The organism is Pseudomonas sp. RV120224-01b (assembly GCF_003208145.1).
Taxonomy (GTDB): domain Bacteria; phylum Pseudomonadota; class Gammaproteobacteria; order Pseudomonadales; family Pseudomonadaceae; genus Aquipseudomonas; species Aquipseudomonas monteilii.
In genome coordinates this window covers 225,842-252,710 of sequence record NZ_QKMQ01000001.1, presented here as the reverse complement: position 1 = coordinate 252,710, position 26,869 = coordinate 225,842, and the positions used below count along the sequence as shown (strand labels likewise).

The window sequence follows — 26,869 nt, the reverse complement described above, 5'->3', positions numbered from 1 at the left end:
TTCTGAACAACTAGCACTATTACCAGGTGACAAACTCATGAGTTTCCAGCCATGAAAAAAGGGCCGCAATGCGGCCCTATTTTAAAGGTACTCTACCAGGATGACTTAAGGCTGCTCTTGAGAGACCAATCGATCCAGCGGGTCATATCCATAGGCAAAGCCATTGACACTCTCCAGGCGCCCCAAGGCGTCATAGGCTAGTTGACGCCCCTGTTCATCAACCACCATATTTCCGTCATCGTCATACTCCAGCCGCACCTCGATAGGTTGCACGGACATGCCCCTGACCGTGAAACCAGTGAGTTGTGCAGGATCGGCCAGATTCGCGAAATGGTAGACAACGTCTACTTCGCCTTGAGCATGTGCGGTGAGCACACGTGTGATATTATCGACCGCATCGAACCTGAACGTCTGCCGACGTATACGGTTACCATAAGGATCCACAGGCAAATATTCATCGATTCCACTGCATGTATACTCGACCAAACGGCCCCGCTCATCGTAATCGAACACTTCCCTGCGCAGCAGCTCTTTCCCCTGACGCAACACCTTGCCGATAATTCGATCCGCCTTGTCATATCGCTGACTCAAGGTTTGCTTCGCATCCCCGAAATCGAATGTACGCGAGATTTCTCTATCAAAATCGTCAAATTTCAATTGGGTGCCAAGCCGCCGAGCTGGCTCGCCCGGCGTATTGTCAATCGTCTCGAAGAAATCGTTGCGCCCCAGGTCATCGTATTCAAAGTTACTGTGCAGTGTGCCAAGGCTCGTCGATTTCAAGCGAGCAGCCCCGTCGTAGCTGTAGGATTGCTCAGCACCCAGCACATCTATGTAAGACAGCATCTTACCCTGCAAGCTATGCACGTACTTCATTTCGTAAGGCTTGCCACCGTCAAATGAACATGTCTCTGATTTCAGCTCACCCGTGCTGAAATAGTCACGTGTCATGGCAACCCCGTGCTCTGAACACGACAGCAAGCGTGCATTCTGTGGGTCATAATCAAAATGCCCTGTAATGCCCGCGTCGACCTGCTTGCGCTCAACAGCCTCTTCACCCAACTGCGGCACGTATTTATATTCGATACGCTTTTTCTTGGGCGTAATCACCGCCTTGGGCTTACGCTGGCCTGGCTCATACTCCAGGCTTCGCAGACGGCCACCCGTTGTCGACTCGACCAGACGATCCAGCCCGTCGAACCGCTGCAAGCCCAGCACGCTCGGTTCGCTACCGCCCCGCCGAGTGACTTGAATCAGTTCCGGCAGGTCTCCAGTACTGTGCAAAGCATAGTCGCGATGAACCAGCGCACGGTCGGCAAGCGTGTGATCTACCAACCGATTGAACGCATCGTAGCTAAACCACGTTTCATTCTGCTCGGCATCTTTTTCCCTGACTGAACGCCCAAGGCCATCGTAGAAGTACTGATGAACGCTGTAAGGCTTTCTGCTTGCTGTCAAACGCTCGACTCTGACTGGTTTTTCGAACAGGTTCATGAACGTGATGGTTTGGCCGCTGCCAAGCACTGCGTCCTCGGACTCACTCCATGTACGCCGCACCGGCCCCAGCCGTTCCGGTGTGCCGATGGGGTCGACCTGGTCATGATGCACAACCTTATCAGGGCCCACCGTTTTACAGCGCTGCCCCCAGTTGTCATAACTGAAAGTGGTCTTCAACGGTACATCTTCGTCCCTGTGCCAGTCGAACTCAACTTCCTCGATCAAATCGCCCAGCCCGTCATACATGGCCTTGTAGGTTGGACGATAGTTCGGCTCCTGGCCTTTTTGCACAAAATCACGATCGATGCGCTTGGCCTCGACAACCCGGTTAAGGCCATCGACAGTACTCAAGGTTGAAACCCCTTTGACGTCTATCTGCTCTTGAGTGGCCTTGCCACCCGGGCTGGAAACCAACGCGTAATGATAATGGCGCGATGCGGTGTAAGCCGTTCCCGGTGCGACGGTTTCGCGTATCACTCTGCGCAACAGATCATATTCGTATTCGATCTCTACATCGTTGTCATCACGGTTGAGCAACGGCTCGCCAATCAGCAACGAATGCTGCAAGGTAATTTCCTTGCGGGCATGGTGTTTGGGACCATGGTCGAAACCGGTGATGACTTGTTTGGTTACCAGAACCGGATGAGTCGTCGGTTTTTCGGGAGTATCCGAGTAGCTATAGTCGATCGTCGTCTGTCGCCCATTTCTTGTCGTTATTTCTTGCTCCAGCCTACCATGGGTGAGGGGGTCGATTGGCTCATCGTTTACATAAGTGCGTTCGATTTTCTGCTGCACCGTCTGCGAACCATCGCCATGCAGTTGGTACTTGTCTTCATGTCGGTTAACCAGCCAACCCGGCCCGTCAGCCTTTACAGAGGGATGCAGCGCGTAGCGATAATGTGTGCGAAGCGTTTGTGCACCCGCTTCGTAACCTTCGGCCGGCTTTACGATCTCCTGTTCAACATGGCGTACGAACTTCTCCGGGTCATCATCCTGGGGATAAAACGTGCGCTCGATGCTTAGACCGCTGGGCTGAACTTCCAGCGTGTTGTTGGCAAAATCATCGTATTCGGTAGTCACCGTTTCGCTACGCGGATGCACAGGCGCTTCCGGGCAGTCGAACTCCCATGAGGTGGTCACCGTTGCCGGCATCTGGAAGTACTTGGGCTGCTCTGCAAAATCGTTGTCGCGCTCATGGTACTTCGTTTTGATACGCCGGGTGCAGGCTTGCTCCCGCGTGATTTCCTCAGTCATCAAGTGAAAGCGATTGTAAATTTTCTCCACCGTGCGCACTGGCTCGCCATCGCGATGTAACGTGGCAATGGCGCCATACGTAAATGTGCGGTCAGCCACCCGGTAGAGATTGTCTTCGCCATTATCCGCCCAACTGGTCAGCGAGCCATATCCCAGGAAATTGCTTGCAGAATACGTGTAGGTCGTTTCCATGTCTGCCTGCCCGGCGCCGGGCTTGATGACATGGCGATTCACGTAGGAGAGCGCCCGGCCCTTCTCTTCCGTGCTACCCGGGAAAAGATGCCCACGCTCTTGATACTCGATCAGTTCGGTAGCCCCAAGCGGCGTATCCAATTGCGTGATGCACAGTGACTCACCCTTTTGCGCATAATCGATGGTCCACCCCGCGCCGTTCGACGTAGGCAGTGTCACCCCTGTCAATCGATCGCCGGAAATCAGCAATGAATACAACGAGGAAGCGGCTGAGTTTGGCAAGAATGTGAGTTCCACCTTGCTATCACCCACATATTCGATTTTCAACAACGTACGGCCGGCATCGTCGACGATTGACTGCAGGCACCCTTTTTTTGTGGGGTGATAAGCCAGTGTGATGCCATGGCCCGAGGGGGCTTCTACACGTACAGGCAATGCCAGTCGCAGGTCCGATGGCTGCGGTTGCAGCCATTCGACGATGCCGGATTTATGGGCGATCCGGTAGCGATGGGTGTTGCCTTCACTCCTGTTTTCAAAGTGAAAGAGTTCAAGCTTGCGTTCGGGTACAGGAGCAGGCTCACCGGGGCCGTTATCGGAAATTTTGAAACTCTGCCCTGTATGCAGATCAAGTTTGTTGTCGTTCAGGTTGTACTGGCTGAGCTGAAGCGTCCAGCCTTTACCGAAGCCGCTATTGACGTTGTTCAGTGGGCTGAAGCTCAAGCGCAATGGCAGGTTCGGGCCAACCAAGGCATTACTCGGAAGCTCAGGCAGTTCGATACTGAGCGTGTATTGCCCTGTACGCTCATCAACGCCGCCCTGCACAAAGCTCATGAAATTGAATGCGTTGGAATGAATGAATGATTGTGTTGTCATTTTCGGATCTTCGCTATCAAAAAGTCAATTGGCAATTACTGAAGGTCCAGCTCCAGATAGTTTCGACCATTCGTACCGCCCCCAAACAAAATTTTAAGCTTGTGCGTCGTACCGTAATTATCGGTTACGGTAAAGTTCATTGCCCCATCGAGCTTATTTCGATACTTTACCGGAGACCAGTAATTGAAATTCGAAACCCGGTCCAGTGTGATCAACATCGCCCCCTCAGACGGCCTATCCTGCCCTTTGAATTTGGGATCAAGCGCCACCTGAATACCTGGCTCTTGAGAAAGTAATTGCAGCTCGGCCTGATACTGCACGCCTTCTGGCATGAGGGGAGCCTCCTCAGGACGTCGTGGCTTGAAGGCGATGCCGGTATAAGTGGCGAAACTTTCCGCTAACTGCTCCGACTCCCACTTAATCATCGAGGCGGATTCGAAATTCATCTCCACCAATTGAATGCCGTTTCCAGACAGTGACCAATAGTCTGTGGTGCGATGCCAGTAATTGAAAGTATCAGTAGGCGTACTTGATCCATCCTCTTCAAAAACCCGTTTGCCGCCCGAGTTTGGCCATACGAACGCGGCAAGGTTAGGCAAGGGAAGCTTGACTCCCTCCAATTCGATCTTACCTTTCTCTTTGTCTGGATTATCATCGCTGTACGAATATTTCCACGCTCTATCATAAGCCTGAAACTTGGCCGTGAACCTGGCCACTTCCGCCACCTTCGAATGCACATACACAGTGACGTAACGCTTGCCCTCTTCTTCCCCTCGCACCCCGCTCGCCCTATCCGAACTGCCCACGGGGTAATAATCAAAATGGTTACGCTTCTTTTTCGCCGCCCACACTTCCAAACTATCGCCTGGAATACCATGCTGATCGTCAGTCAAATAAGGAATTTCATTGCCAATTTCGTCAAGCAGCACCAATGTAGCCAGCTCAGCATTACTGACCGGGTCCCAAACGTCTTCACCGTTTTGGTCAGTAAAACTGTGAGTACCAATGACAATATCAATGCCTACTTGCTGGTAACCATTTGCAAACACCATATTTCGTTTTTTATTGTTCAAGCTGAGGCTAAATTCATTGAGTGTTTTCCAACGGTCCTGCAATGCCATGGCCTGCGCAGACAGGCCTGCGTAATGTTCAACAATGGCAACGCCCGCAAAGGGGCCGGAAAACGCGGCGATTACACTGACCTCAGCATCGGGCTGATCAGGCGCTTTATACTCCCCGGTCTCTTTGTCGATGTTTCCAGGCCCAAACACTTCCCAGCGATCTGCCGGGTCGTCATCAAGCGCAAATAGCCGGCCCGCGCCGGGTGCAAGGCGGGGTACATAATGGGGCGTGACCTGCAATCTGGGTTCCGTGCGCAGCATCACGACCGTTGCATGGCCCTTGGCCTCGCCAACACTGACTTCCACACGCTGCAAACGCACCAGCGGCACAGAACCCTCGTCTGGCGTAAACACCGCCCGCCGGGGGTCGTCGGCATCCTTGACCAACTCTCCCATTTTCTCGTCTAGCGGTTTCCACTCGACATTACCGGCAGCGTTGCTGGTAAAGGTGATAGCGCCCTGGCCCGAATACCAGACAACAACCCGCGGCGAGATTGACAGCGGCTCCGAAGATTCGATCAACAACGCTGAACGGGTAGCCGCATCTGCCTCCTCTGAAACCTTCGCTGACACTACCACTACACGCTGAGCGCTCGGCAGCTGGCCTCTTGGCCTGGCAGTGTAGGTTCCGTTATTGATCGCACCCGCTGCTCGTGGGCTAATAATGTCATGGGCCTGCCAGCCGTAGAGGCCAGTGTCACAACTCACCTGGTAGGATAAGGCTTGTCCAGCACCGATATGGCTCAGTGCGGGCAAAAGCTGGCAGGTACCTGTACCGGGCCGAATGTCGCCAAACAGGACCTTGTCATGCGGGTCGAACTCTTCATCTTCGAGGAAGCGGACGATATAGCCTTCCGGCATGATCACTTGCGCCAGCAGGCCGGAGGCAAGGTATGTGCTGTACTTTGCCCTTAGCTTGCCCAGCAACAACGTGGCACCGTAGTTGCTCACCTCTGTTGCTTCCTTTCGCGGCAGCAAATACGTAAACGCATCCGGAATGTCACCCGCATCGCTGTCACCCCGTAGTTGCATCAGCAGCAGCACTGCCCCGTCTGTTTGCGGCTGACTGCCCTGCCCGGCGCCTTCAGGGGCCTTTTGTGCAATAGGGTCGACCCTGTCAATCGTCAGTACATCGTTGCCAATAGGGGAAAAATTGATAAAACCGAACAGTGGTTCGAAGGCCGGTTGCTGCTGCAACTGCCCCAGGATGAATTGGCCCATTTTGCGCGCTGCCTGATCGGTAACTGCAAGGTTGCAGATCGGATCGGTGGCCTGGCCAAGATCGATAGCCAGTTGCTGTTGATTGCTCCCTGGCACAGGTACCACCACAAGCTTCGCTGTCATCTGCAGCGTGTAACCCATGCCCTGGGTCAGTTCATGGCTTCTGCGCAAGCGGCTGGCACTTCCGGGTGATTTCTCCTGCGCGCTGCAACGGCCGGCAATCAGCTCCATGACCACGGTCACCGTGCTGGTGCGGCCCGAAGCCTTTTCGAACGACAGCGCGGGCGGGCCGAGCATCAGCCCATCCAGCACCACAAGCTCGGTGGATTGCGCATCACCGTAATATTCGCCACTGATGGGTGTGATAAAATCCTGGTTCCTGAAACGCTCAATGAAACGCGCCTCAAGCAGTTGGTTGACCGAATCACGGCCGAGCGCAAGCATCGCCCCCCAACCATACATTGCATCGCCTTTGCTCAGAACATCCAGCAACTCGCGCTTGGAATGAGTGGCCATGGTCAAATCTCCCCTTGCTTATTATGGGTACGAACATGCGCACAGAACGCTTCATATTCTTCGACGCGCGAAAGCGGAATAACCGCGTAGTTCCAGATGGGCGTACGCTCTGCTGGTGTTTCTCTACCGGCAACGATGATGTAAGGGCCTTCGTTCGGCCCTGGCGTGTAGATGCCAGTAGTGGGATTGATCTGACCGGCGCCTTTGAAAACTTTCCAAAGAGTTTCTGCGGGTGTCAGTTCGTCCTCCTCTCCTGTATCTTCATTATCGAAGTACAGCGCCAGCTTTAAGCCACCTCCTGCTTGCGCGGTAGTTCTGAGCCCCGCCGTAGTTGTTCTCCAGGGGATGACAATATCGATCACTTCCGTCTGCCCGCCCGCCGATACCTCCACGCCGTCCAGATGAACAAGCGCGTCCACCGTGCCGGCTTCACCGACAGCTTTTTCCGGGGATTCATAGATCCGCACATTTTTGTCTACCGGAATATCCAGATCGGAATCACCGGCTTCCACTTCACGTACGGTGCCTTTGCTTGAACTGGTCATGGCCCATTTCAAGTCACCCTTTATATCGCCACCTGTCAAAACGTAGCGTGGGCGGTTATCGCCGGATTTGAAATTTGCAATTTGGAAATAGGGATAGATAGCAACGCTGTCCGCCACGACCGTTACCAATGCGCTGCTCGAGTTACCATTTGCCGTGGCTGTCACGATGACACGCCTATAGCTGTCGGTTAGCGCCCCGACTTCAGGAGGCGTATAGACCCCATCCACAACAGCGCCTACTTTTTCGGGGTCAGTTGAGCCATCTGGCAAACCTTTGACACTCCAGCTAACCGTCCCGCCAATGGCAGGGTCGAGATGAAACTTAACCGTGTTACCTGGGGCCGCGCTCACTTTTTCTTCAAGCGGCTCTACAGCGAAGGTTGTCAATTTGGGGGCCAGATCCCCTAACAGCGAAAGTTCCCCAGGCGTTACCAATAACCGTGGCGTGGCAACATCATCACTGCGGAACAAAAGGCTGTTAAGGCGTAGAGCATTAAATGGTTTGATCCCTGACGCCATGACAGCAACCTTGTCGGCCATTTGATTCACCAGGGGATCAATATGGGGCTTAATGTAATCATCAAACGATTCCTTAACATAGTCGTTAATATAGCTGTGATCGCCGCCCCAAAACCGGGCATTATAGTTGACCTCCACCTTGCCCGGCACAATTTCTATATCACCACGCTTGTCCCCCTCACCCACCATTTTAATTCGAAGTTCTGTTTGCACCGAAACAGAAACATTGAAATCCGGATCATGACGATAATCCCTAAGCGAGTCGTGAAAGATAACAACCAACTCCTTAGTGGGACATTCCACAGCCCACTCAACGACCAGAACATCATCAGTATGTACAATTTTAAAAGAACCCGAAAAATCAAGATTCGGCCATGTGTATGTGGTGAACGTATAACGCTCATAATCACGAATCGTAGTGTCCCTGCGCCCTTGCACCGTAAATCCGACATCAGCCTTCACAGTAGAAAAAAAGCCACTTTGATCACGATCCATATTAACATTTGTCAACCCAGGGATGTCACGCACCAACTGCCACAATTGATCCTTGAGCCAGACTTCATTAGCAAAAAGAACATTCATTGTAAACGGACCATCGTTTCCATCCACCGGCGACGGCAACAGATAGGGCATATCCTTATCATTCGGTGGAAAGGTTCCTGTCTTGTCCTCAACAAACGACACCCCCACGATAACAGCGCCCTCCTCCTGCTCCTCTTGAGTGGCATTGGTAATCTGTTGTGAACGTGCCAGCGAATGTGTACGAACAGCAAATTCTTGAGGATTGAGCGCCCCCGCTAATGGCTTGATGATATTGAGCTCCCATACCCTGGCCTCCTTCGGCCATTTTTCAAACTCAGCTTTAACTGCCTCACCGAGCTTTTCGTTCATTTCCTTCCAACTGGAAACTTCAAAGGTGTACCCCTGCCCCGTTGAAAGATCCAATGTCACGCGGCCTTCGTCATCAATACTGCCGCTGTTGGTTTCATTCAGGGTTATGTCCATCCGGACCGTCGGCCCACCTAAAGGGTTCAGCACCGTATAGCTCACCAATTCCATCTGGTCACTTCCAGGCAACTGGCGCAACTGGGTGATGACGCCACTGACGACGTTCATGCTCAAGCGCGCCTTGGAACTGGCGATACTGGAATTCACGAACGACAACCGAGGCTTGTCCATCACGAGGTCGCGAACCTCGGTCCAACTACCACTTTCCGTACTTGCCCTGAAATTGACAGGCGGCAGCCATTCACTGTCATCAAAACGCTGAATATGCTCCTGCGCCAACAGCCTGTTAGCCCTGAATCGATCGTAAACCAGTAGCGCCCCCCACCCCAAAGTACGCGGTTCTGCCCGGAGGTATCTCATGTATTTTTCAAACGTAGGCCTGGCCATCACTATCACACTCCAAAATTAATTAACAATACGCAGCCTCAACACAAATAGCACTCACACTGCATTGACAATACGCTAACTAGCACTTCACTCAAGATTCCAGCGTGATACTCATTTCCGGAAACACTCTATATAGCGTCCCGCCATCGAAGCTCAACGCGACATGCAACGTAAACTGCTCGTTCAGCTTTAATTGTTCCAAAAACAGTTTTGGCAACTTAGCCTCAACGCCCATATCCGCTTCCCCTTCAGTCACGGGTATAGATGCAGTCCGCAGGTCTTCAGAAAGATCTCCCTCTTGCCCTACGCCGCTTACCCAAATATGAAGAAGTTGACCAGCCCGGCCAAATCTCCAGGTGCCCAGCGTCAATTTGGCCCCCCCACTTGGCACCCTCGATAGCGACAAGGCTTGCCCAACTACACCTTCACATTGGATTTGCGGATCTCCACTGGGAACGGGCGGGGTAATCCTTAAATGGTAAGGCGCCGAGTCCAGCGGAGAACCACTGCCAATCACGCGATACGCCACTTCAAAGCGCCTGCTCTGGTCCCGCGAGCCGCGCCCGATGTTTGCCGGTACGAATTCTTCTGGTATAAGAAAAACCAGCGGATCAGCCCCTTCGGGGGTATTGGCAACGTACTCACCAAATACCGGCCACCCACGCCAAAGCACTTCAGCACGTTCGCCCGGCAACAGCACATCGGGTACACGAACACGAACACCGCCAACGCCGTTCGCGCCAGGCAGGGTGCCATGATCCTTGCCTTCGTCTGGTGTCGCGCGGTCGATCAGGGGGACGGACAACACCCGCGTGGTAGCGATGGCCACGTTCAGCGGCTGCGATTGCAAACCTGCCCCTTCACGGCTGAAGAGGTAGGACAGGCTGACGTTTAATCCTTGATTCTCCAGCACGAAATCGACAGGCACATGCAGTACGATGGTGCCGACGGATTGCGTGCTGGCATCGACACGAACGTGTGTAAACAGCTCACGTACCGGGCTACGCCAGTACAGGGTGACGTGATCAGAAATCGACATCCCGGGGTAACCGTCTATATGGATTGTCAATCCATCCCGGAAGTTACCAGGATCCAACGGTTTTCCCGGGGTATACCCCACAATACGCGGAGCCGGGAGAGGTGTTGGCAGCGAGGCCTCAGAATCGATGACAAAGTCCTGAACGGGAGAATCCAGGGACCCGCTGTCAGCAAAGTCGACACTGTAAGAAACTTTAGCAGTGCCCGGATCAATGAAGCGAAAAATATTCTTACCCACGGTGAACATTAAGGGTAGATTATCGAAATGCTCTTTTTTAACCGTCAACTTTTCGGTTTCCGGGTCCTCTTCATAACCATCCTCATCAAAGCCCTGGAACGTGAAGTTAATCACGTCCCCGACTTGCATCGCCTGATAGGGCATAACGATGAACATGACGCCAGCACTGTCCAGCTCATCGGGCTTAATGACCAGGTCATGCGACTGAACAGCTTGAATGACCGCTAAACCTTCACCATCACCCTTTTCCCTGATACCCACGAGGCAGAATCTGCGCTGTGACTGGCCAACTGTGGTTACCACGTATGAATAAAAAGCTTGTCCACCTTCGGCGCTTCGAACAACAGCATTTTCTATTTTTACTTCCACGCCTTTCTCAAGATCTTCCGGCCTGACATAATACTTTGACCCTGCATCGTCAAACGCCGTCCCTTCCGCGTCGGCGCCTAACCAGCTAATGACCACCTCATGGTCAGGCTGCATACCCGTATACTTTATATACGTAAGCAGATCACTTGCACCCAATTCATCCAGGTCGATTTCGTTACTGGAAGTCAGCCCTGAAATTAACGGCTGCTCCAGCTCCACTTCATTAGTTTTCATGCAATGTCGGCCTCTACTCTATTGATTGCATCGCTGCGCTCAGCGGGCAACGGGTGCATACCGTTATAGAGTGGGTACCGAACCCAAACAACTAGCAAAAATACTAGGTCCCCGACGCCCCCCCCTAAGCACCGCACCCCATCACCTGGGGACCTGGCATTTCTGCTAGGTGCCTGGCACCCCATATCGTCATACCCTGCCTGGACACGCTATACGCTGACGCGTGCATACCTCAATCATCAATCAATTAAGTGGAAGCCAATGACTATGTCACGCCAACATTCACCATCAGCAACTGGCACCATTACTGTTTATGAAAAAGTGGGCAACGAGGGAGGCGGCGACTCCAAAGCATTGATCGTCGAAGGCGCGGGAAGCGACAAAAGGCAAGTGCTTGAAATGGGTGACTTTTCAGCACGCAAAATACACATGATCAATATCCCATCGGCCACCACCATTGAACTGCAATCAAAGGCCATGGAAGGAGGTACACCTAAGTGGTGGATTAAGCTGAAGACAACGCATGCACCCTCTGACCTCGACCAGCACGATATCGACCAATATGTAAACCGCAACGGCAAGGGTAGCTTCATACCTACAGCACTTGGCATCCTCGTTGTCGACAAATCCGAAAACCCGGCAACACGCGACTCGCTGGGGAAAATCATCGTGCAGACATCGGCCGGCCGCCGACCTACCACTGAATAAGGACGCTATTCATGACTATACAGTCCAATGCCTGTAACTTCATGAGTTACACCCAGGGTAGTGTCGACCCCCGCACGGGGCTTTACACATTTTCTATTGAAATCCCCCCCCTGAACGCCAATGACCTTCAGGGCCCGGAACTGCCTTTGAGCCTGAATTTCAACCCCTTGAACGAATCGAACGCAGGCTTCGGTATTGGCTGGTCTTTGAAACTAAGCCGATACGACCTGGACAGTGGCGTACTGGACCTGCACACGGGGGATAGTTTTGCGATCGCTGACAACGGCCCGAACGAACCTGTTGTGGTTCATGAGCGCAAATTTGACAGCTTTCATGTGGCGAATATTAGCAACGATAAAGGCAAACGTTACCGGATTGCCCATAAAGCGGGCCTGGTAGAGCTACTTGAGCCACTGAAAGCCGCCCCCCGGGTTTGCCTGCCAACCCGGGTCATGACGCCATCGGGCCACGGCATCACATTGGCCTACGACGACAGCAAAGGCCGGCTGGCTTCTATCCATGACGACAGTGGGCTAACACTGCTTACGGTAACGTTCAACGGTGACCATGAAGCCGTGCTGGACCTTCATCCTGGCACTGAAGCGCATGTGTCTTTCACCCTGGCGCTCGAGGGTGAAGAACTGCGCACGTTAGTCATGCCCACCACCGACCAGCACAGCTGGACGTTTGACTATACTTCCTACGGTTCCTTGCGTTGCCTGCAGAAACTGGTAAACCCACTGGGGGGTGAAGAGGAGCTGGTTTACAAAGAACAGGGGCACCAACTACCCGGCCTGGAGCTGTATGTCCCCTATGCAACCAGCCTTGTTGTGAAGCCCGATCGGCTTGATGAAACAACCTTTATAAAGACCGAATACGACTTTAGCAAAAATAACTTCCTGGGTTATGGCGCGTCGGGTGTAGTCTGGGATGAAAACTACAACCAGGACCACTTGTACAAATTTACCGGCAGTACATTCAACTACACATCAACCGTCAAGCACCACTACGAAGGCAAGGTACTCCGCACCGTCACGCGCACATTCAACCGCTTCCATTTGTTGGCCGAGCAAGTCACCGAAGAGTCCGGCTGTACCGAGACGTTGAAAACCGAGTACCACGAGCGCAGTGGCGGTTTTGCAGAACAGGATGAACGCCTGCAACTACCGAGCAAAATGACCAAGACCTGGACGGTTTCTGGTAATCCCGTCGACCGCCGTGACGAGTTCGTCACCTTCATTTACGACAAGGCAGGCAACCTGGAGGAGGAACGGACTGCCAGTGGCATACGCATGGTCCGCACCTATTATCCCGCCACCAAAAGTGACGGCTGCCCGGCGGACCAGGAGGGGTTCAAGCGCAACCTTGAAAGTATTACCGTTTACCCGGCTGACGATGCAGCAACCGGGAAGCCCGCTACGATCACTCGCACCCGGTACACCTACAAAGCGATGGACGTGTTGAGCGCAACAGCCTCGCTGCAGCAGGCAAGTTATTGGTTGGTTGCTGACAGCGAGGAGACCCTCGAAGTTACCCTGGAAGATGATGGCAAAGAAACCGAACAACGGTTGCGCCGGGTCGAGATGAGCCACCTGAACATGCCAGACAATGTCTTGCTGCACGGGCGCTCCGATCTAAAGACTGCCACGCTGGGCGCCTGCACGTCGAAAACCCGCTGGCATTATGAAAAAATAAACGACGAGCAGGGAAAACCAACTTACCTGAAGACCACAACCACGTTCTCGCCCCACGGCGGTACGATCGAGAAAACGTCGGCCTCTGTACACTCGTCGCTGCGTAACCGCGCCATCGAAGAGGAAGATGCCAACGGCGTGGTCACCCGTTACCGCTATGATTCACTCAACCGGCTGCTTGAACAGACCGTGGCGCCAGATGACCCGGATCATGCTGCCACAGTTGCTTATGACTATGGCCAGGTCATTGAGGACAAGCGCTCGCTCTGGTATGCCCAGATCACCGACCCCAACAAGGTCATCACCCGCGCCTATCATGACGGGCTCGAACGCTCGGTACGTGTGGAGCGCACACTGAAAGACCTGAATGACCCCAGCAAGACAATTACCCGCATAACGTCCAAAACCCAATATGACTCCATCGGGCGCGTGGCAAGCGAAACACAGTTCGATTACCTCCCCGCGCCTCCCGACAGCGACACCCCTGCAGAAACCGTGGTCGAGCTGACATCCAGCTACGCTTACGATGCCTGGGGGCAGCGCTGCGAGGTCACCCGCCCGGACCTCGTGAAAGAAATCACCGAGTTCTCGCCTTTCGGTGAGAAGGGCAACAAAACCACGATGTGGAGCGTAAGCCCCGACAAACCCGGCGACAAACAACAACTGCGCGTCGTGGAATACAACACATCCGAAAAACCCGTGTATGAGTACCTGCTGCTGCCGGTGGAAGACGAAGCAACAAAAGGCATCTCGTGGGTTGAGATCGACCGCACCGATTACACCTACGATGGGCTAAGCCGCTGCATCAAGGAAACCTTCAGCCCCGCGCAGACGCGCAAGCAGAAACCGTTGGTCACCGAGTACACCTACGATAACTGGGGGCGCATGTGCGAAACCGTTCGGGCAGACGGCAGCAAACTCCTGCGTACCTTCGCGGCGCACAGCGTCAGCGAGTTGACTACCCTGCTGGAAGTGCTTGATACCCGCGGTGATCCGGCGCAGCCCGTATGCTCGCGCGAGTATGACGGGCTTGATCGCCTGACCCGTATGACCGTAGGACCGCGCGTGGAAAAATACCAGTACCGTGGGCTGACACAACTGGTCGAGAAGCGCTCCATCAGTAACAGCAAGGGCACCGACAAACGCACGCACGTCACCCATTACGAGTACAAGCCAAACCTCACCACCCAACCTTCCAAGGTGGCAGCGACGTTCGAGGATGTATCGCAGCCTCATGCGCCCGATGCGTCCAGCTTCGACTACTTCCCAAGCGATGCGCAAATTTCCTCGGCTGCCAACAGCAACGGCAACCGTACCTACAGTTACACCGACCAAGGCTACCTGGCCCATGAGTATTGGAAGGTGAACGATCAAGCGCAGTACGACATCCACAATGCGCACTCGCTGGATGGCCGGTTGATTTACCGCAAGCACAGCGACGGTATTGCCTGCCACTATGGCTACGACACACTTGGGCGGCTTCAGACCATTTCCCAGGACCAACTGGAATGCACACTCGAGTACAACAGCGAAGGGCTGCTGGAACACACGACCACCCGCGATGCCGAGCGTTATGTGCGCACAACCCAGACCTACGACCCGCTGGGCCGACAACATCGGCGTACGCTCAATGCCAACGGCGAAATCAGGGTGCTAGTGCTGAAATGGCGTGATGGCAAGAACCTTGAGTCGCGCACCCTGTACCGTGACAACGATGACGATGTAGACGCTTTCATCCGCAAGGAAGTGTTCGGTTATGACGAACTCGACCGCCTGACCACTCACGACTACGAAGGCGACTGGGACAGTGAAGAAGCAGACGGCGAACGCTGGCAGGCACTGCCGCGCAATGCAGCGGGCCGCTCGATCATTGCGCAAACGTTCGACTTCGATGCACTGGATAACCTGAGCCGCTGCCGCACTGATTTTGCCGATGGCGAACGTGATACCGCGCGCTTCACCTACGCTGAGGACTCCAGCTTCCAGTTGACCAAGGTGACCCATACCTTACTCGCAGATTACCGCGCAGAGCAGACGTTCCTTTACGATGCGCGGGGCAACATGCTCAACGACGAACAAGGGCGCAAGCTGGAATATGACAGCCATGGCCGCTTGCAGCGTGTGCTGGATGCCAACGACACCGAGTTGATGAAGTACTTGTACGATGGCCACGACCAGTTGTTCGCCGCCACGCAGGCTGGCAAGGCCCAGGTGCAAAGGCGCTATCTGGGCAATAGCCTGGACAGCACACAAGAAAATGACCTGCTCACCCAGTACCTGTACGGTGATGGCCAGGCAGTGGGTGTGCAACGCGCGAACCAGAACGACAACCAGCTGCTGCTGACCGACACTGCCGGCAGCGTGATTGCAGAAGTAGACAGTGATGGCACCCGCCATGCCAGCTACAGCGCGTACGGTGAACAGCCCGAAAACAATGGCTTGCGCAACCTGCTGGCGTTCAATGGTGAACTGCGTGAAGCGGGGTTGGGCTGGTACCTGCTTGGCAGCGGCTATCGTGCCTACAACCCCAACCTGATGCGCTTCCACAGCCCGGATTCGCTGCCACCTGAGGTATCAGGCCCCAATCCTTATGTGTATGCACTGGGCAACCCGGTGAAATGGCGGGACCCTACCGGCCATAGGGTTAGTTCGGTGGCCGGTGGAGATGTACCACCGGATTACGTGGACCCGCCGCCTAAGGCCTCGACGCCCATTGCAGCATGGATCGGGGTGGGTGTTGCCGCGATTGCGCTTTTGGTATCGGCCGGAATGATGGCAGTGCCTCTGGCGGCGGGCGCGGCCGCGATCGCGTCGACCGCCACCCTCGTGAAAGCCTCAATCACGGTTATCGGGCAAGCTGTTGCTCTGGGTTTGCAGATAGGTGCGGCAGTTGTCTACAACAGTGACCCAGAACTTTCGAATACGCTATCGGGCGTAGGGTACGGGGTTCAGGTTTTAACGGGTATGGTAGGTGGGGCATCACTCTACAAACTTTGGGGACTAGGCAAAGCGGCCAGTGCAGCTAAAGCGGCAGCTAAAGCGGCAGCTAAAACGTCGTGGCGGGAGTTGTTCAGAACTTCAATGCAATCCCAAAATAATATTATGGCAGCTACGACTGAGTTGGGATCTACCCAGGCACAGGCCGCGACGGGCGGGGGAGGATGGACTAGGCAGGTGTTGAATAGATTCACAACGCCTAACACGGCCTCAGTACCAACAAACACGCAGCCTGTAGGCCAGAGCGTACAGGCCTCATCTGCAGGGGGTTCGCACAATGCCAATGAAATTGCTGACATCGCTGCAGGGATGAATCGAAACCGGAGACTTAGTGAGCAAGCATATTCACCACCACCCCAGAATGTTTTAACCGCCGACTTGACTCCAAGTGCGCCTACTCCTACCAACTACTCCGGAGATGGAAGGCTCCTTGCTGATGATTGGAATCACCCCAATCAAGGGTAAATTTAGCTGATCACGCGCTGGGGTGTCGCCTGACACCCCAGCTCTATCACCCCTATCGAAACCACCGGCCCGTTATCAAGACTCTTCCTACAGCCCCCTCTCCCCCCCGCCCCTAATCTACCCCCGCAACACGGCCCCGTCAGCCACGCGCCTGGCGCACGCCACCCTAAGCACGCAACCAAGCCTCCCTTGCGCCTCCAGCTGCAAGCGATAACGCCCCAGGACTCCTTCCATGCCTAAGCTTCACTGGCGCAGGCCCGCGTCGTCACGCCCGCGCCCCGCCCGATCCGCGCTGCTTGGCAGCCCGCTGATCTTGCTTTTAGTCACGCCCGCGCTCGCCACCCCCTCTTCGCCTCGCTTCCAGGCCGAGTTCATGCGCCAGGCACCCGGCCTGGCCAGCGACGCCGGCGCGCTGGCATTGCAGGCCCTGGCGGAACAGGAACCGTTGGCGGCCGGGCGTTACCGCGTTCAGCTACTGGTCAACCACACACCGCTGGACGCACGCGAAGTGGACATTCGCAACAACGACGGCCAAGGTTTGCAAGCCTGCCTGACGGGTGACCTGCTGCGCGACCTGGGCCTGCGTGAGCAAGCGCTGGAAGCGCCCCTGCCCAGCGACGATCGCTGCCTGGACCTGGCCGCTTTGGTACCCCACGCCTACGCCGACTTCGACCCGTCGAACCTGCGCTTGTCGGTGTCTATCCCACAGATAGCGCTACACCGACAACCGTCCGACACCATCGCCGAATCGCGATGGGACGCCGGCATCAATGCCGCCTTCATCAACTACCAGGCGTCCACGCAACATTACCAAAGCCACAACGGCCGCAACCGCAACAGCCACGACCTGTACCTCAACAGTGGCATCAACATCGCAGGCTGGCGACTGCGCAGCAACCAGGCGCTGCGCGACAATGCCGATGGCCAGACCGACTGGAGCCGCAGCGACACCTATGCGCAGCGTGATATCCCCGGGTTGCGCGCCAACCTCACACTGGGTGAAACCTTCACCGGTGGCGAGGTGTTTCGCAGCGTCCCGTTCATCGGCGCACAGGTGGCATCCGACCTGGACATGCACTCCGATACCGAGCAGCAATATGCCCCGGTCATACGCGGCGTAGCCCAGACGCGCGCCAAGCTCGAAGTGCTGCACAATGGCTACCCCATCTATTCCACCTACGTCGCCCCCGGCCCCTATGCCATCGACGACCTCAATGTCGGCGCTGGCCACGGCGAACTGGAGGTGATCCTGACCGAGGCCGATGGCCAGGTGCGGCGATTCACCCAACCCTACTCGTCATTGGCCAACCTGCTGCGCGAAGGCGTATGGCGCTACAGCGCCACGGTCGGCCGCTACAACGGCGCCGAAGATCTTGAGCGGCCCGTGTTCTGGCAAGCGACCCTGGCCCGTGGGGGGACCTGGGACAGTACGCTGTACGGTGGCGCGTTCGCCAGCGACTACTACCACGCCGGCGCCCTTGGCGTGGCCCGCGACTTTGCCGGCCTGGGCGCGCTGTCACTCGATGCAACCCAGGCACGCACCGATCTGGGCGGCCTGGCCGGCCAGGTACAAGGCCACAGTTTTGCCATGCGCTATGGCAAAAGCTTCCAGACCGGCACCAACCTGCGTTTTGCCGGTTACCGCTACTCGACCGAGGGCTACCGTGATTTCGATGAAGCGGTGAAGGATCGCAACCAGTCGGACCGTTACCTGGGCAACCGCCGCAGCCGCCTGGAAGCTTCGATCTACCAGAACTTCGGTAAAAGCTCGGTGAGCCTTACGCTTTCGCAGGATGACTATTGGAACAGAAGCGGCCAGCGTCGAAATTACCAAGTGCAATACAACACACGCTGGGGTGACCTGGGCATCAACCTGTTCGCCTCCCAGGCATTGGCAGAACGTGGCGGGGACAGCCGTTTGTTTGGCCTGAGCCTTTCACTGCCACTGGACTTCGGTCAACGGCACAACACCACCTTCGACCTGCAGCACCAGGACGGGCGTAATAGCCAGCGGGCCAGCCTGAACGGCGGGCTGATGAACAACCGGCTGGGCTACCAGGTCTCGCTCAGCCATGACGAGCAGCAGCGCAGCAGCGGCGCACTGTCGCTCGCTTACCAAGGCACCAATGCCAGTTATGGCGCCGGCTACACGGAAGGTGCCGATTACCGCAGCGTATCGCTCAATACCAGCGGCGCGCTGCTGGCCCACGGCGGCGGCCTGGTACTGGGCCCCTACCTGAGCGAAACCAGTGCATTGGTCCACGTGCCGGATGCTGCCGGTATCACACTGGAAAATGCACCCGCAAGCCAGGCCAACAAGGGCGGCTATCTGCTGGCACCGAACCTGCGGCCCTACCGCCTGAACCCGCTGGTACTGCGCACCGACGATTTGCCCCCCGAGTTCATCATCGACAATGCCGTACAGCGCGTAGCACCGCGTCGAGGGGCCATCGTCAAGGCTACGTTCCCAAGCCGACAGGTCATGCGCCTGGTCCTCACCCTTCAACTGCCCGACGGCCGCCCGCTGCCGTTCGGTACACAACTGACGGATGCACAAGGGCAAGCGGTGGCCGTGGTCGGGCAAGCCGGTCAGGCACTGGTGGCCACCGAACATCAAGGTGAGCAGCGACTGCAGGCGCGATGGCTGGACCAAGGTACCCGCGAGTGCCAGGTAATGCTGACCCCCGAGAACATCACCGCAGTCAACGGCTATCGCATTCAAACGCTGGCGTGCCACCCCCGCGAGGCCGGCACACCTTCTGAAACAAGCACGAATCAGGAAGCAGCATCATGAGCATATTCGCCCCCACAGCCTTGCGGCCTCTTGCCGTAGTGACTTGCAGCCTGGCCATCTGGCTGTCGAGCAACCCGGCGTACGCTCGGTGCGAATGGGATGGCGGGCTGCCCACCTACATGACGTTCGAGCACGATCTGGGCAGCCTTTGGGTACCTCGTGATGCTGAAATAGGGCGAGTCATTGCCGACTTGCCATTGGCGGTGCGTAACCGTGAGGGCAGCAAGCTGCAGTGCTTCTACGACGCGACCCCTCCCACCACGACGAGCATGATACCCACCACCCCCCTGGTACCGGGAATACCCGTCCGCGCGCAACGTTCTGCCGATAGCGTGCTACGCACCAACGTCGATGGCATCGGGGCCATCCTGACCCTCGGTTTCCCCTATGATGGGTCTGCTCCCAATGCGTTCACCTCCGACGATGGCACGCAGAGCGTGCCCTACAGTGGCACCATGCTTACCAGTACGGGTTTCGCTGCGCCGCTCGACGTTCTGAGGGGGCGCGTGACCTTGGTCAAGACCGGGTCAATAGCCCCTGGGGAACACATTGTCGACAAGCAGATGTTCCACGGTGTCACCAATGACAGAGGCCGGGTTCTGGACTACACCCTGAAGGCGAGAGTCAAGCAAGCGCAATGCACGCTGCTGGGCAACCCCGTTAGCGCCGACCCGGTAAAGCTCGGCGACTACACCTTGGCCGACTTCACGGGCCCTGGCCCGGTCGGCACGGACACGCCATTCAGCATTCGGCTTAGTGATTGCGAAGATGACAGCGCAGCGGGTACAGCCTACGCCCACATCGAGCTGGATGGAACAAAAGGCTCTACTGTCGTGGATGCCAAGAACGGTATCTTCAGCCTTGGCTCCGGCTCCACAGCAACGGGCTTTGGCATTCAGATCCTGCATGGCGATGGCAGGCAGCTACCCCTACAGGAAGTGGTATCGGTCAAACCCTTGCAAGTGGGGATTACTCAGCTGGACTTCAGGGCGCGATTTTACCAACTCGACCCCAAGGTAACACCTGGGTTAGCCCAAGGTGCTCTGCACTTCACCATCAGCTACCGCTGAGCACGCCCCATCGCGCCCTACCCAGCATAGGGCGCATGGACGGGGAAAAAATTCAGACATGCAAAAACGAAGAAAGGGACTTTCGTCCCTTTCTTCGTTTCTATGTTTGGAGCGGGAAACGAGACTCGAACTCGCGACCCCGACCTTGGCAAGGTCGTGCTCTACCAACTGAGCTATTCCCGCAATTTGAAGCTTTACCACTAACGGCGTGAAGCACCATGAAGACCTTCACCACCACTGCACCGCATAGACGCCACAGTATTTAAACTGGAGCGGGAAACGAGACTCGAACTCGCGACCCCGACCTTGGCAAGGTCGTGCTCTACCAACTGAGCTATTCCCGCAATTTGGCGTCCCCTAGGGGACTCGAACCCCTGTTACCGCCGTGAAAGGGCGGTGTCCTAGGCCACTAGACGAAGGGGACACACAACACTTTTCAGTGCACCAGACTTGAACCTCACGATTCACCCTGGATTTTCTTTTCCTGCCCCGCCGTTAAGCGTTGCCGGAGAAACTGGAGCGGGAAACGAGACTCGAACTCGCGACCCCGACCTTGGCAAGGTCGTGCTCTACCAACTGAGCTATTCCCGCAATTTGGCGTCCCCTAGGGGACTCGAACCCCTGTTACCGCCGTGAAAGGGCGGTGTCCTAGGCCACTAGACGAAGGGGACACGCTGCTGGCATCGCTGCCTGCTTTCACTCCCTGCCGCGTTTCGCTGTGTGCTTTACGCTGCAAGTGGCGCGCATTCTAGGGATGGTTCAGAGATGCGTCAACCCCTTTGTAGAAATTTATTTAAATCAATGACTTCCGGGTGGGTGGAGGTGCAGATGCGGGGCGGCTTGTCGATATAGAGAGAAGCCAGTGCCGGCATATAGCCGCTGTTCGTCCTCCGGCGAACTCACTACACTCAAAGCTGTAATTCTTCTTCAATGAGGCATTAACGGTGACACCACTTCTGATCACCCTGCTCATCGTGGCGGGCATCGCGTTGCTGATCGTGATCGGCTACCTCAACAATGTGGTCGAGAACGGCAAGATCGAACGCGTCCGGACAAGGATCGAGCTGGCCGACCGCCTGCGCCGCTGTGGCGAAATCACCGAGACCTTCCCCGGGCAGTTCATGACCCCGGCCCTCAAATTGCTGCTGACCCGCCTGGAGCTGAACCTCAACCAGCGCCAGCTGGCGGTGGACAAGCACAACCCCGAGCTGAAGGCGCGCATCGCCGAACTGGAGGGGTTGATTGCCCAGGGCGACAAGATACCGGTGAACAACCCGCCCAACCCGATCCACACCGAGGTCAAGGCCAAGGATGTACGCTTTTTGCTGGAGGCGATGCACAACCAGGTAACCCGCGCCGCCCAGGAAGGCTTCCTGCCAGCACCCGAGGCCAAGCACTGGGTCAAGGAAATCCGCCATATCCTGGTGCTGTTGCATATCGAGTTCTTCAACAACCTTGGCCAGCAGGCCCTGCAAAAGAACCAGCCGGGCCAGGCGCGCCTGGCGTTCGAGCGTGGCGTGCAATACCTGCGCAAGCAGCCGGAGCCGAAGGTGTATGAAGAGCAGCTGACGTACCTGGAGAAACTGCTGGCCCGGGCCAACGCCCAGGTGCTGGACCGCATGGCACCGGCGGAGGATGAGCACAACGCACTGACAGACGGGCTCAAGACCGATGAGGAAGAGACCTGGAAGAAGAAGGTGATGTACGACTAAGCCTGAATCATGCGTCGGGTTTGATGGCCCTATCGCCGGCAAGCCAGCTCCCACAGGTACTGCACAAGCCTCCAGACCTGAGACAAACCTGTGGGAGCTGGCTTGCCGGCGATAGGGCCGGTACAGGCCACAACAATCAGCAGTCAGTCAGCTCCAGGAAGATCGCCGCCAACCGCTCCAGCCCCGCCTGATCCGCCTCACTGAAACGCCCAACCTTCGGGCTGTCCAAATCCAGCACACCAATCAACCGCCCTTCCTTCACCAACGGGATCACCAGCTCGCTGTTGGACGCGCTGTCACAGGCAATGTGCCCGGGGAACGCATGCACATCCTCCACCCGCTGGGTCTGCCGGGTGGCCGCCGCTGCCCCGCACACACCCTTGCTGAACGGAATGCGCACGCACGCCACCTGGCCCTGGAACGGCCCCAGCACCAGCTCTTCGTTGCGGTTGAGGTAGAACCCCGCCCAGTTCAGGTCGTCCACCTGGTTGTACAGAAACGCCGAAAACTGCGCGGCATTGGCGATGAAGTCACGCTCGTCGGCAAACAGCGCCTGCACTTGCGCCGCCAGCAGGTTGTAGCCGTCGAGGCCGGCGCCACTGGCATTGAGGTCGATCATTTACTTTTGCTCCAGCAATTGCAGCCCGACCCAGTAGCGGGCGAACTGATAGGCACAACGGCCATTACGGTTACCGCGGCCGGTGGCCCAGCGCACGGCGAGGATGTCGAGTTCTTCTGTACGCTGCCAGGCAAGGCCCGCAGGGCGCGCCAGCTGGCCGATCCAGTGTTCGACCACATTCAGGAAGTGGTCTTGGGTAAACGGGTAGAACGACAGCCACAGGCCAAAGCGGTCAGACAAGGCGATTTTGTCTTCCACGGCTTCGCTGGGGTGCAGCTCGCCGTCCACGCGCTTCCAGTTCTCGTTGTCGCTCTCTTTCTCCGGCACCAGGTGGCGGCGGTTGGAGGTGGCGTACAGCAGCACGTTGTCCGGGGCCTGTTCCAGCGAGCCGTCAAGCACGCTTTTAAGCACCCGGTAGTCGCCCTCCCCCGCTTCGAACGACAGGTCGTCGCAGAACAGGATGAAACGTTGCGGCAGCTTCTGCAGCTGCTCGACCACCCGTGGCAGGTCGGCCAGGTGGTCGCGTTCGATTTCGATCAGGCGCAGGCCGGCGCCGGCATGTTCGGCCAGCAAGGCACGTACCAGCGACGACTTGCCAGTACCGCGCGAGCCCCACAGCAATGCGTGGTTGGCCGGCAGGCCGTTGATGAACTGGTGGGTGTTGCGGCCTAGCTGGTCGCGCTGTTTGTCGACACCGATCAGGTCGGTCAGGCGGATATCCAGGCTGACGTCCAGCGGCAGCAGGTAACCACTGCGGCCATCGCGCTGCCAGCGGGCGGCCAGGGTGACGCCCCAGTCGATATTCGGGCGCTGTGCCGGCAACAGGGGTTCGAGGCGCGCCAGTACCGATTCGGCGCGGTCCAGGAAAGCAATCAAGCGAGCGTCCATGACGACTCCTAACAAGACAGGTGAGATTTCCAGCTGAATGTGTGACAGGCCCGCCAGCTGCCGGGGCTATTCGGCTATGCTTGCGCAGCGCAAGGGACGTGAAACCGGCTCGGGACTCATGGATATCAAGTTCACCAATCGCCTGTCATACAAGCAAGCCCGGTTGACAGTCCTGGTCGGCTTCATCCTGGGAACATTGCTCAGTCTCATCCAGATCGGCATCGATTATGCCAGCGAAGACGCGTCCATCAACCGCGAAGTGCGCGCGTTGCTGCAAATCAGCCACAACCCGGCCTCGCGCATCGCCTACAACATCGACGCGGAACTGGCGCTGGAGCTGACCCGTGGCCTGCTGCAGTCGCCGGCCATCATCCGCGCGCGGCTGATCGACAACAACGAAACGGTGCTGGCCGACGTCGAGCGGCCCAGGCTGGAGGACCGCTACCGGCCACTGAGCGACTTTCTGTTCGGCGAACAGCGCCAGTTCAAGGAACGCCTGTACCTCACCCACATGCCCGAGGAATACCTCGGCACCCTGTACCTGGACGTCGACACCTACGCCTTCGGCAGCCGCTTCCTCGACCGCGCCGGAATCACCCTCCTCAACGGCTTTGCCCGCAGCCTGGTGCTGACCGGCATCCTGCTGGCGTTGTTCTACATGATGCTGACCAAGCCACTGGTGACGGTGATCGGCGCACTCAGCGGCAGCGACCCGCGCAAACCCCGGCAAACCCGCCTTGAATGCCCACACGGGCACGAACACGACGAAATTGGCGTGCTGGTGAAGGTCGCCAACCAGCAGTTCGTCAGCATGGCCACCGAGATCGAACAACGGCGCACCGCAGAAAACCGCCTGACCCAGTACCTGAACGAGCTTGAAGACATCGTCTCGGCACGCACCAACGAGCTGAAAGCCAGCAACAGCAGCCTGAGCCTGTCCAACCAGGAGCTGGAACAGGCCCGCAGCCGCGCGCTGGACATGGCCCAGGCACGCGCCGCCTTCCTGGCCAACATGAGCCACGAAATCCGCACCCCGCTCAACGGCATGCTCGGCATGATCGCCCTGGCGCTGGACAACCCGTTGCCCAGCGAGCAACGCCAGCAACTGGCGATTGCCCACGACTCGGGCAAGGTGCTGGTGGAACTGCTGAACGATATCCTCGACCTGTCCAAGTTCGATGCCGGCCAGCTGGAGCTGGAGCGCATTGCGTTCGACATGGGCTCGATGGTGGAAGACACCGCCAACCTGCTGTCGCAGAACACCGCGCAAAGCGTAGAGCTGACCTGCCTGATCGCCCGCGACTTCCCCAGCAGCGTGCTCGGCGACCCCACGCGGGTACGGCAGATCGTCAGCAACCTGCTGTCCAACGCGCTCAAGTTCACCCGCTTCGGCCGTGTCGACATACGCCTGGTGACGATCGTCGGCGGCGTGCGCCTGGAGGTACGTGATACCGGCATTGGCATCCCCGAAGAAGCCCAGGCGCGGATCTTCCAGCCATTCACCCAGGCGGGTGCCGGCATCACCCGCCAGTACGGTGGCACCGGCCTGGGCCTGGCGCTGACACGCAACCTGTGCAAGGCCATGCAAGGTCACCTGCACATTCGCTCCGAGCCGGGCTTCGGCAGCTGCTTCACGGCCGAGCTGCCACTGCCGGTGCACACCGAAGCCATCCCGCCAACACCGCTGCATGGCCGGGTGGCCGCGCTGAGTGCAGCCGGTAGCGGGCTCAATGAGCTGTTGCAGAACCTGCTGCCCGCCTGGGGCCTGGCCTACCAGCGCCATGACAGCAGCGCCACGCTGGACACCACAGCGATCGACCTGCTGATCACCGACGACGTGGACCACCTGTTCGAACTGCGCCCGGCACTGAAAACGCCGATTCTGCTGGTAACCGCCTACGGCAACTTCCTGCCCAATGAGCAGTCGCTGGCCTTGGCGCCCTTGCATCAACTGGCTCGGCCATTGGCACGTAACGCCCTGTACCAGACGCTGCGCCGCACCTTGCAAGGCCATGAGCCCGAACACCCACTGGCCACCCCGGCCATTAGCCTGGAGCAAGGGCGAGCGCGGATTTTGCTGGTAGAAGACAACCCGGTGAATCAGCTCGTGGCCAAAGGCATGCTGGCCAAGCTCGGCTGCCAGGTGCAGCTGGCCACCCAGGGCGCCGAGGCCCTGGAAATGCTGGAGCAAGATGAATTCGACCTGGTACTGATGGACTGCAACATGCCGGTCATGGACGGCTATGAAGCCAGCCGGCGCATCCGCCAGAGCGGGCGCTGGCCACACCTGCCTATCGTTGCGCTCACCGCCAACGCCATGCCCGAAGAGCGCGAACGCTGCCGGGCGGCAGGCATGAGCGACTACCTGGCCAAGCCGTTCCGCCGCGAAGAGCTACTGGCCCTGGTCGACCACTGGGTGCCCTTCAACGGCTGAGCAAACGCTCGATGTCCGCTTCCAGGGCCTGCGGCTTGGTGGTGGGCGCGTAACGCGTGACCTGGCCGCTGGCGGGGTCGACCAGAAACTTGGTGAAATTCCACTTGATCTTCTGGCTACCCAGAATGCCCGGAGCGCGTTGTTTGAGCTCGACGAACAGCGGGTGGGCGCCCGGGCCGTTGACCTCGATCTTGCGAAACAGCGGAAAGCTTACGCCGAAGTTGCGCTCGCAGAACTGCGCAATGTCCCGTGCATCGCCCGGCTCCTGCTTGCCGAACTGATTGCACGGAAAGCCCAGCACCACCAGGCCGCGCGCGCGGTAGGCCTGCCACAGGTGCTCAAGGCCCTTGTACTGCGGGGTAAAGCCGCACTGGCTGGCGGTATTGACCACCAGCAGCGCCTTGCCCGGGAAGTCGCCAAGCTTCTTGTGCTCGCCGCCCAGGGTTACGCAGGGGATGTCCAGCATCGATCCAGCCATG

Annotated in this window: 13 protein-coding genes and 5 tRNA genes; 6 read left to right on the top strand and 12 right to left on the bottom strand. The window is 57.2% G+C overall.

Annotated features, from left to right (window positions below; translation table 11 throughout):
- Nucleotides 1-105: 105 nt before the first annotated feature.
- From N436_RS01210 to N436_RS01195, 4 genes are all read right to left on the bottom strand, one after another.
- Nucleotides 106-3,813 carry an RHS repeat domain-containing protein gene (locus N436_RS01210; protein ID WP_110740222.1) on the bottom strand — a complete coding sequence of 1,236 codons (3,708 nt, stop codon included), beginning with the start codon at nucleotides 3,811-3,813 and terminating at the stop codon, nucleotides 106-108.
- Nucleotides 3,814-3,848: 35 nt separating this feature from the next.
- Nucleotides 3,849-6,671: a hypothetical protein gene (locus tag N436_RS01205; RefSeq protein ID WP_110740221.1), complete on the bottom strand. Its 2,823-nt coding sequence runs from the start codon at nucleotides 6,669-6,671 to the stop codon at nucleotides 3,849-3,851.
- Nucleotides 6,672-6,673: 2 nt separating this feature from the next.
- Nucleotides 6,674-9,130 carry a hypothetical protein gene (locus N436_RS01200; RefSeq protein WP_110740220.1) on the bottom strand — a complete coding sequence of 819 codons (2,457 nt, stop codon included), beginning with the start codon at nucleotides 9,128-9,130 and terminating at the stop codon, nucleotides 6,674-6,676.
- Nucleotides 9,131-9,221: 91 nt separating this feature from the next.
- Nucleotides 9,222-11,009, bottom strand: a complete 1,788-nt coding sequence (locus tag N436_RS01195; RefSeq protein WP_020424256.1) for a hypothetical protein — start codon at nucleotides 11,007-11,009, stop codon at nucleotides 9,222-9,224.
- Nucleotides 11,010-11,270: 261 nt separating this feature from the next.
- On the opposite strand from N436_RS01195, the gene N436_RS01190 reads away from it, so the two are divergent.
- The 4 genes from N436_RS01190 to N436_RS01175 all read left to right on the top strand — a co-directional run bounded on the left by N436_RS01190 (nucleotide 11,271) and on the right by N436_RS01175 (nucleotide 20,737).
- Nucleotides 11,271-11,717, top strand: a complete 447-nt coding sequence (locus N436_RS01190; RefSeq protein ID WP_141099588.1) for a hypothetical protein — start codon at nucleotides 11,271-11,273, stop codon at nucleotides 11,715-11,717.
- Between the two features lie 11 nt (nucleotides 11,718-11,728).
- The gene (locus tag N436_RS01185) at nucleotides 11,729-16,873 is read left to right on the top strand and encodes an RHS repeat-associated core domain-containing protein (protein WP_110740219.1); all 5,145 of its coding nucleotides are present in this window, start codon (nucleotides 11,729-11,731) and stop codon (nucleotides 16,871-16,873) included.
- Between the two features lie 232 nt (nucleotides 16,874-17,105).
- Nucleotides 17,106-19,667, top strand: coding sequence for a fimbria/pilus outer membrane usher protein (locus N436_RS01180; RefSeq protein WP_177410863.1), 2,562 nt, complete (start codon nucleotides 17,106-17,108; stop codon nucleotides 19,665-19,667).
- A complete protein-coding gene (locus N436_RS01175; RefSeq protein ID WP_110740217.1) occupies nucleotides 19,664-20,737 on the top strand; it encodes a fimbrial protein in 1,074 nt (357 codons plus the stop codon). The genes N436_RS01180 and N436_RS01175 overlap by 4 nt, the downstream gene beginning before the upstream one ends.
- A gap of 107 nt (nucleotides 20,738-20,844) precedes the next feature.
- Here the strand turns inward: N436_RS01175 and N436_RS01170 are convergent.
- The 5 genes from N436_RS01170 to N436_RS01150 all read right to left on the bottom strand — a co-directional run bounded on the left by N436_RS01170 (nucleotide 20,845) and on the right by N436_RS01150 (nucleotide 21,408).
- Nucleotides 20,845-20,920: transfer RNA gene (locus N436_RS01170), tRNA-Gly, on the bottom strand.
- 85 nt (nucleotides 20,921-21,005) lie between these two features.
- Nucleotides 21,006-21,081 (bottom strand) — tRNA-Gly (locus N436_RS01165).
- A gap of 4 nt (nucleotides 21,082-21,085) precedes the next feature.
- Nucleotides 21,086-21,161 (bottom strand) — tRNA-Glu (locus tag N436_RS01160).
- Nucleotides 21,162-21,252: 91 nt separating this feature from the next.
- Nucleotides 21,253-21,328 (bottom strand) — tRNA-Gly (locus N436_RS01155).
- Between the two features lie 4 nt (nucleotides 21,329-21,332).
- A tRNA-Glu gene (locus N436_RS01150) sits at nucleotides 21,333-21,408 on the bottom strand.
- A 273-nt stretch (nucleotides 21,409-21,681) separates the two neighbouring features.
- Here N436_RS01150 and N436_RS01145 point away from each other — a divergent pair.
- The gene (locus N436_RS01145; protein WP_019099435.1) at nucleotides 21,682-22,449 is read left to right on the top strand and encodes a hypothetical protein; all 768 of its coding nucleotides are present in this window, start codon (nucleotides 21,682-21,684) and stop codon (nucleotides 22,447-22,449) included.
- A gap of 136 nt (nucleotides 22,450-22,585) precedes the next feature.
- Here the strand turns inward: N436_RS01145 and N436_RS01135 are convergent, their stop codons facing one another.
- Together N436_RS01135 and N436_RS01130 are read right to left on the bottom strand one after the other, a co-directional pair.
- A complete protein-coding gene (locus N436_RS01135) occupies nucleotides 22,586-23,068 on the bottom strand; it encodes a GAF domain-containing protein (protein WP_060498725.1) in 483 nt (160 codons plus the stop codon).
- On the bottom strand, nucleotides 23,069-23,956 hold the full coding sequence (locus N436_RS01130) for an ATP-binding protein (RefSeq protein ID WP_019099437.1): 888 nt from the start codon (nucleotides 23,954-23,956) through the stop codon (nucleotides 23,069-23,071).
- A 76-nt stretch (nucleotides 23,957-24,032) separates the two neighbouring features.
- On the opposite strand from N436_RS01130, the gene N436_RS01125 reads away from it, so the two are divergent.
- Entirely contained in the window at nucleotides 24,033-26,390 is a 2,358-nt protein-coding gene (locus N436_RS01125; protein WP_110740216.1) for a response regulator, read from the top strand.
- On the opposite strand, the gene N436_RS01120 is transcribed toward N436_RS01125, so the two are convergent.
- Complete coding sequence (locus N436_RS01120; RefSeq protein ID WP_110740215.1) at nucleotides 26,380-26,868, bottom strand: glutathione peroxidase; 489 nt, start codon at nucleotides 26,866-26,868, stop codon at nucleotides 26,380-26,382. The genes N436_RS01125 and N436_RS01120 overlap by 11 nt on opposite strands.
- Nucleotide 26,869 lies beyond the last annotated feature (1 nt).

Coding starts and splice junctions, on each gene's coding strand:
- N436_RS01210 (WP_110740222.1), bottom strand. CDS start 3,813: ATGACAACACAATCATTCATTCATTCCAACGCATTCAATTTCATGAGC.
- N436_RS01205 (WP_110740221.1), bottom strand. CDS start 6,671: ATGGCCACTCATTCCAAGCGCGAGTTGCTGGATGTTCTGAGCAAAGGC.
- N436_RS01200 (WP_110740220.1), bottom strand. CDS start 9,130: ATGGCCAGGCCTACGTTTGAAAAATACATGAGATACCTCCGGGCAGAA.
- N436_RS01195 (WP_020424256.1), bottom strand. CDS start 11,009: ATGAAAACTAATGAAGTGGAGCTGGAGCAGCCGTTAATTTCAGGGCTG.
- N436_RS01190 (WP_141099588.1), top strand. CDS start 11,271: ATGACTATGTCACGCCAACATTCACCATCAGCAACTGGCACCATTACT.
- N436_RS01185 (WP_110740219.1), top strand. CDS start 11,729: ATGACTATACAGTCCAATGCCTGTAACTTCATGAGTTACACCCAGGGT.
- N436_RS01180 (WP_177410863.1), top strand. CDS start 17,106: ATGCCTAAGCTTCACTGGCGCAGGCCCGCGTCGTCACGCCCGCGCCCC.
- N436_RS01175 (WP_110740217.1), top strand. CDS start 19,664: ATGAGCATATTCGCCCCCACAGCCTTGCGGCCTCTTGCCGTAGTGACT.
- N436_RS01135 (WP_060498725.1), bottom strand. CDS start 23,068: ATGATCGACCTCAATGCCAGTGGCGCCGGCCTCGACGGCTACAACCTG.
- N436_RS01130 (WP_019099437.1), bottom strand. CDS start 23,956: ATGGACGCTCGCTTGATTGCTTTCCTGGACCGCGCCGAATCGGTACTG.
- N436_RS01125 (WP_110740216.1), top strand. CDS start 24,033: ATGCTTGCGCAGCGCAAGGGACGTGAAACCGGCTCGGGACTCATGGAT.
- N436_RS01120 (WP_110740215.1), bottom strand. CDS start 26,868: ATGGCTGGATCGATGCTGGACATCCCCTGCGTAACCCTGGGCGGCGAG.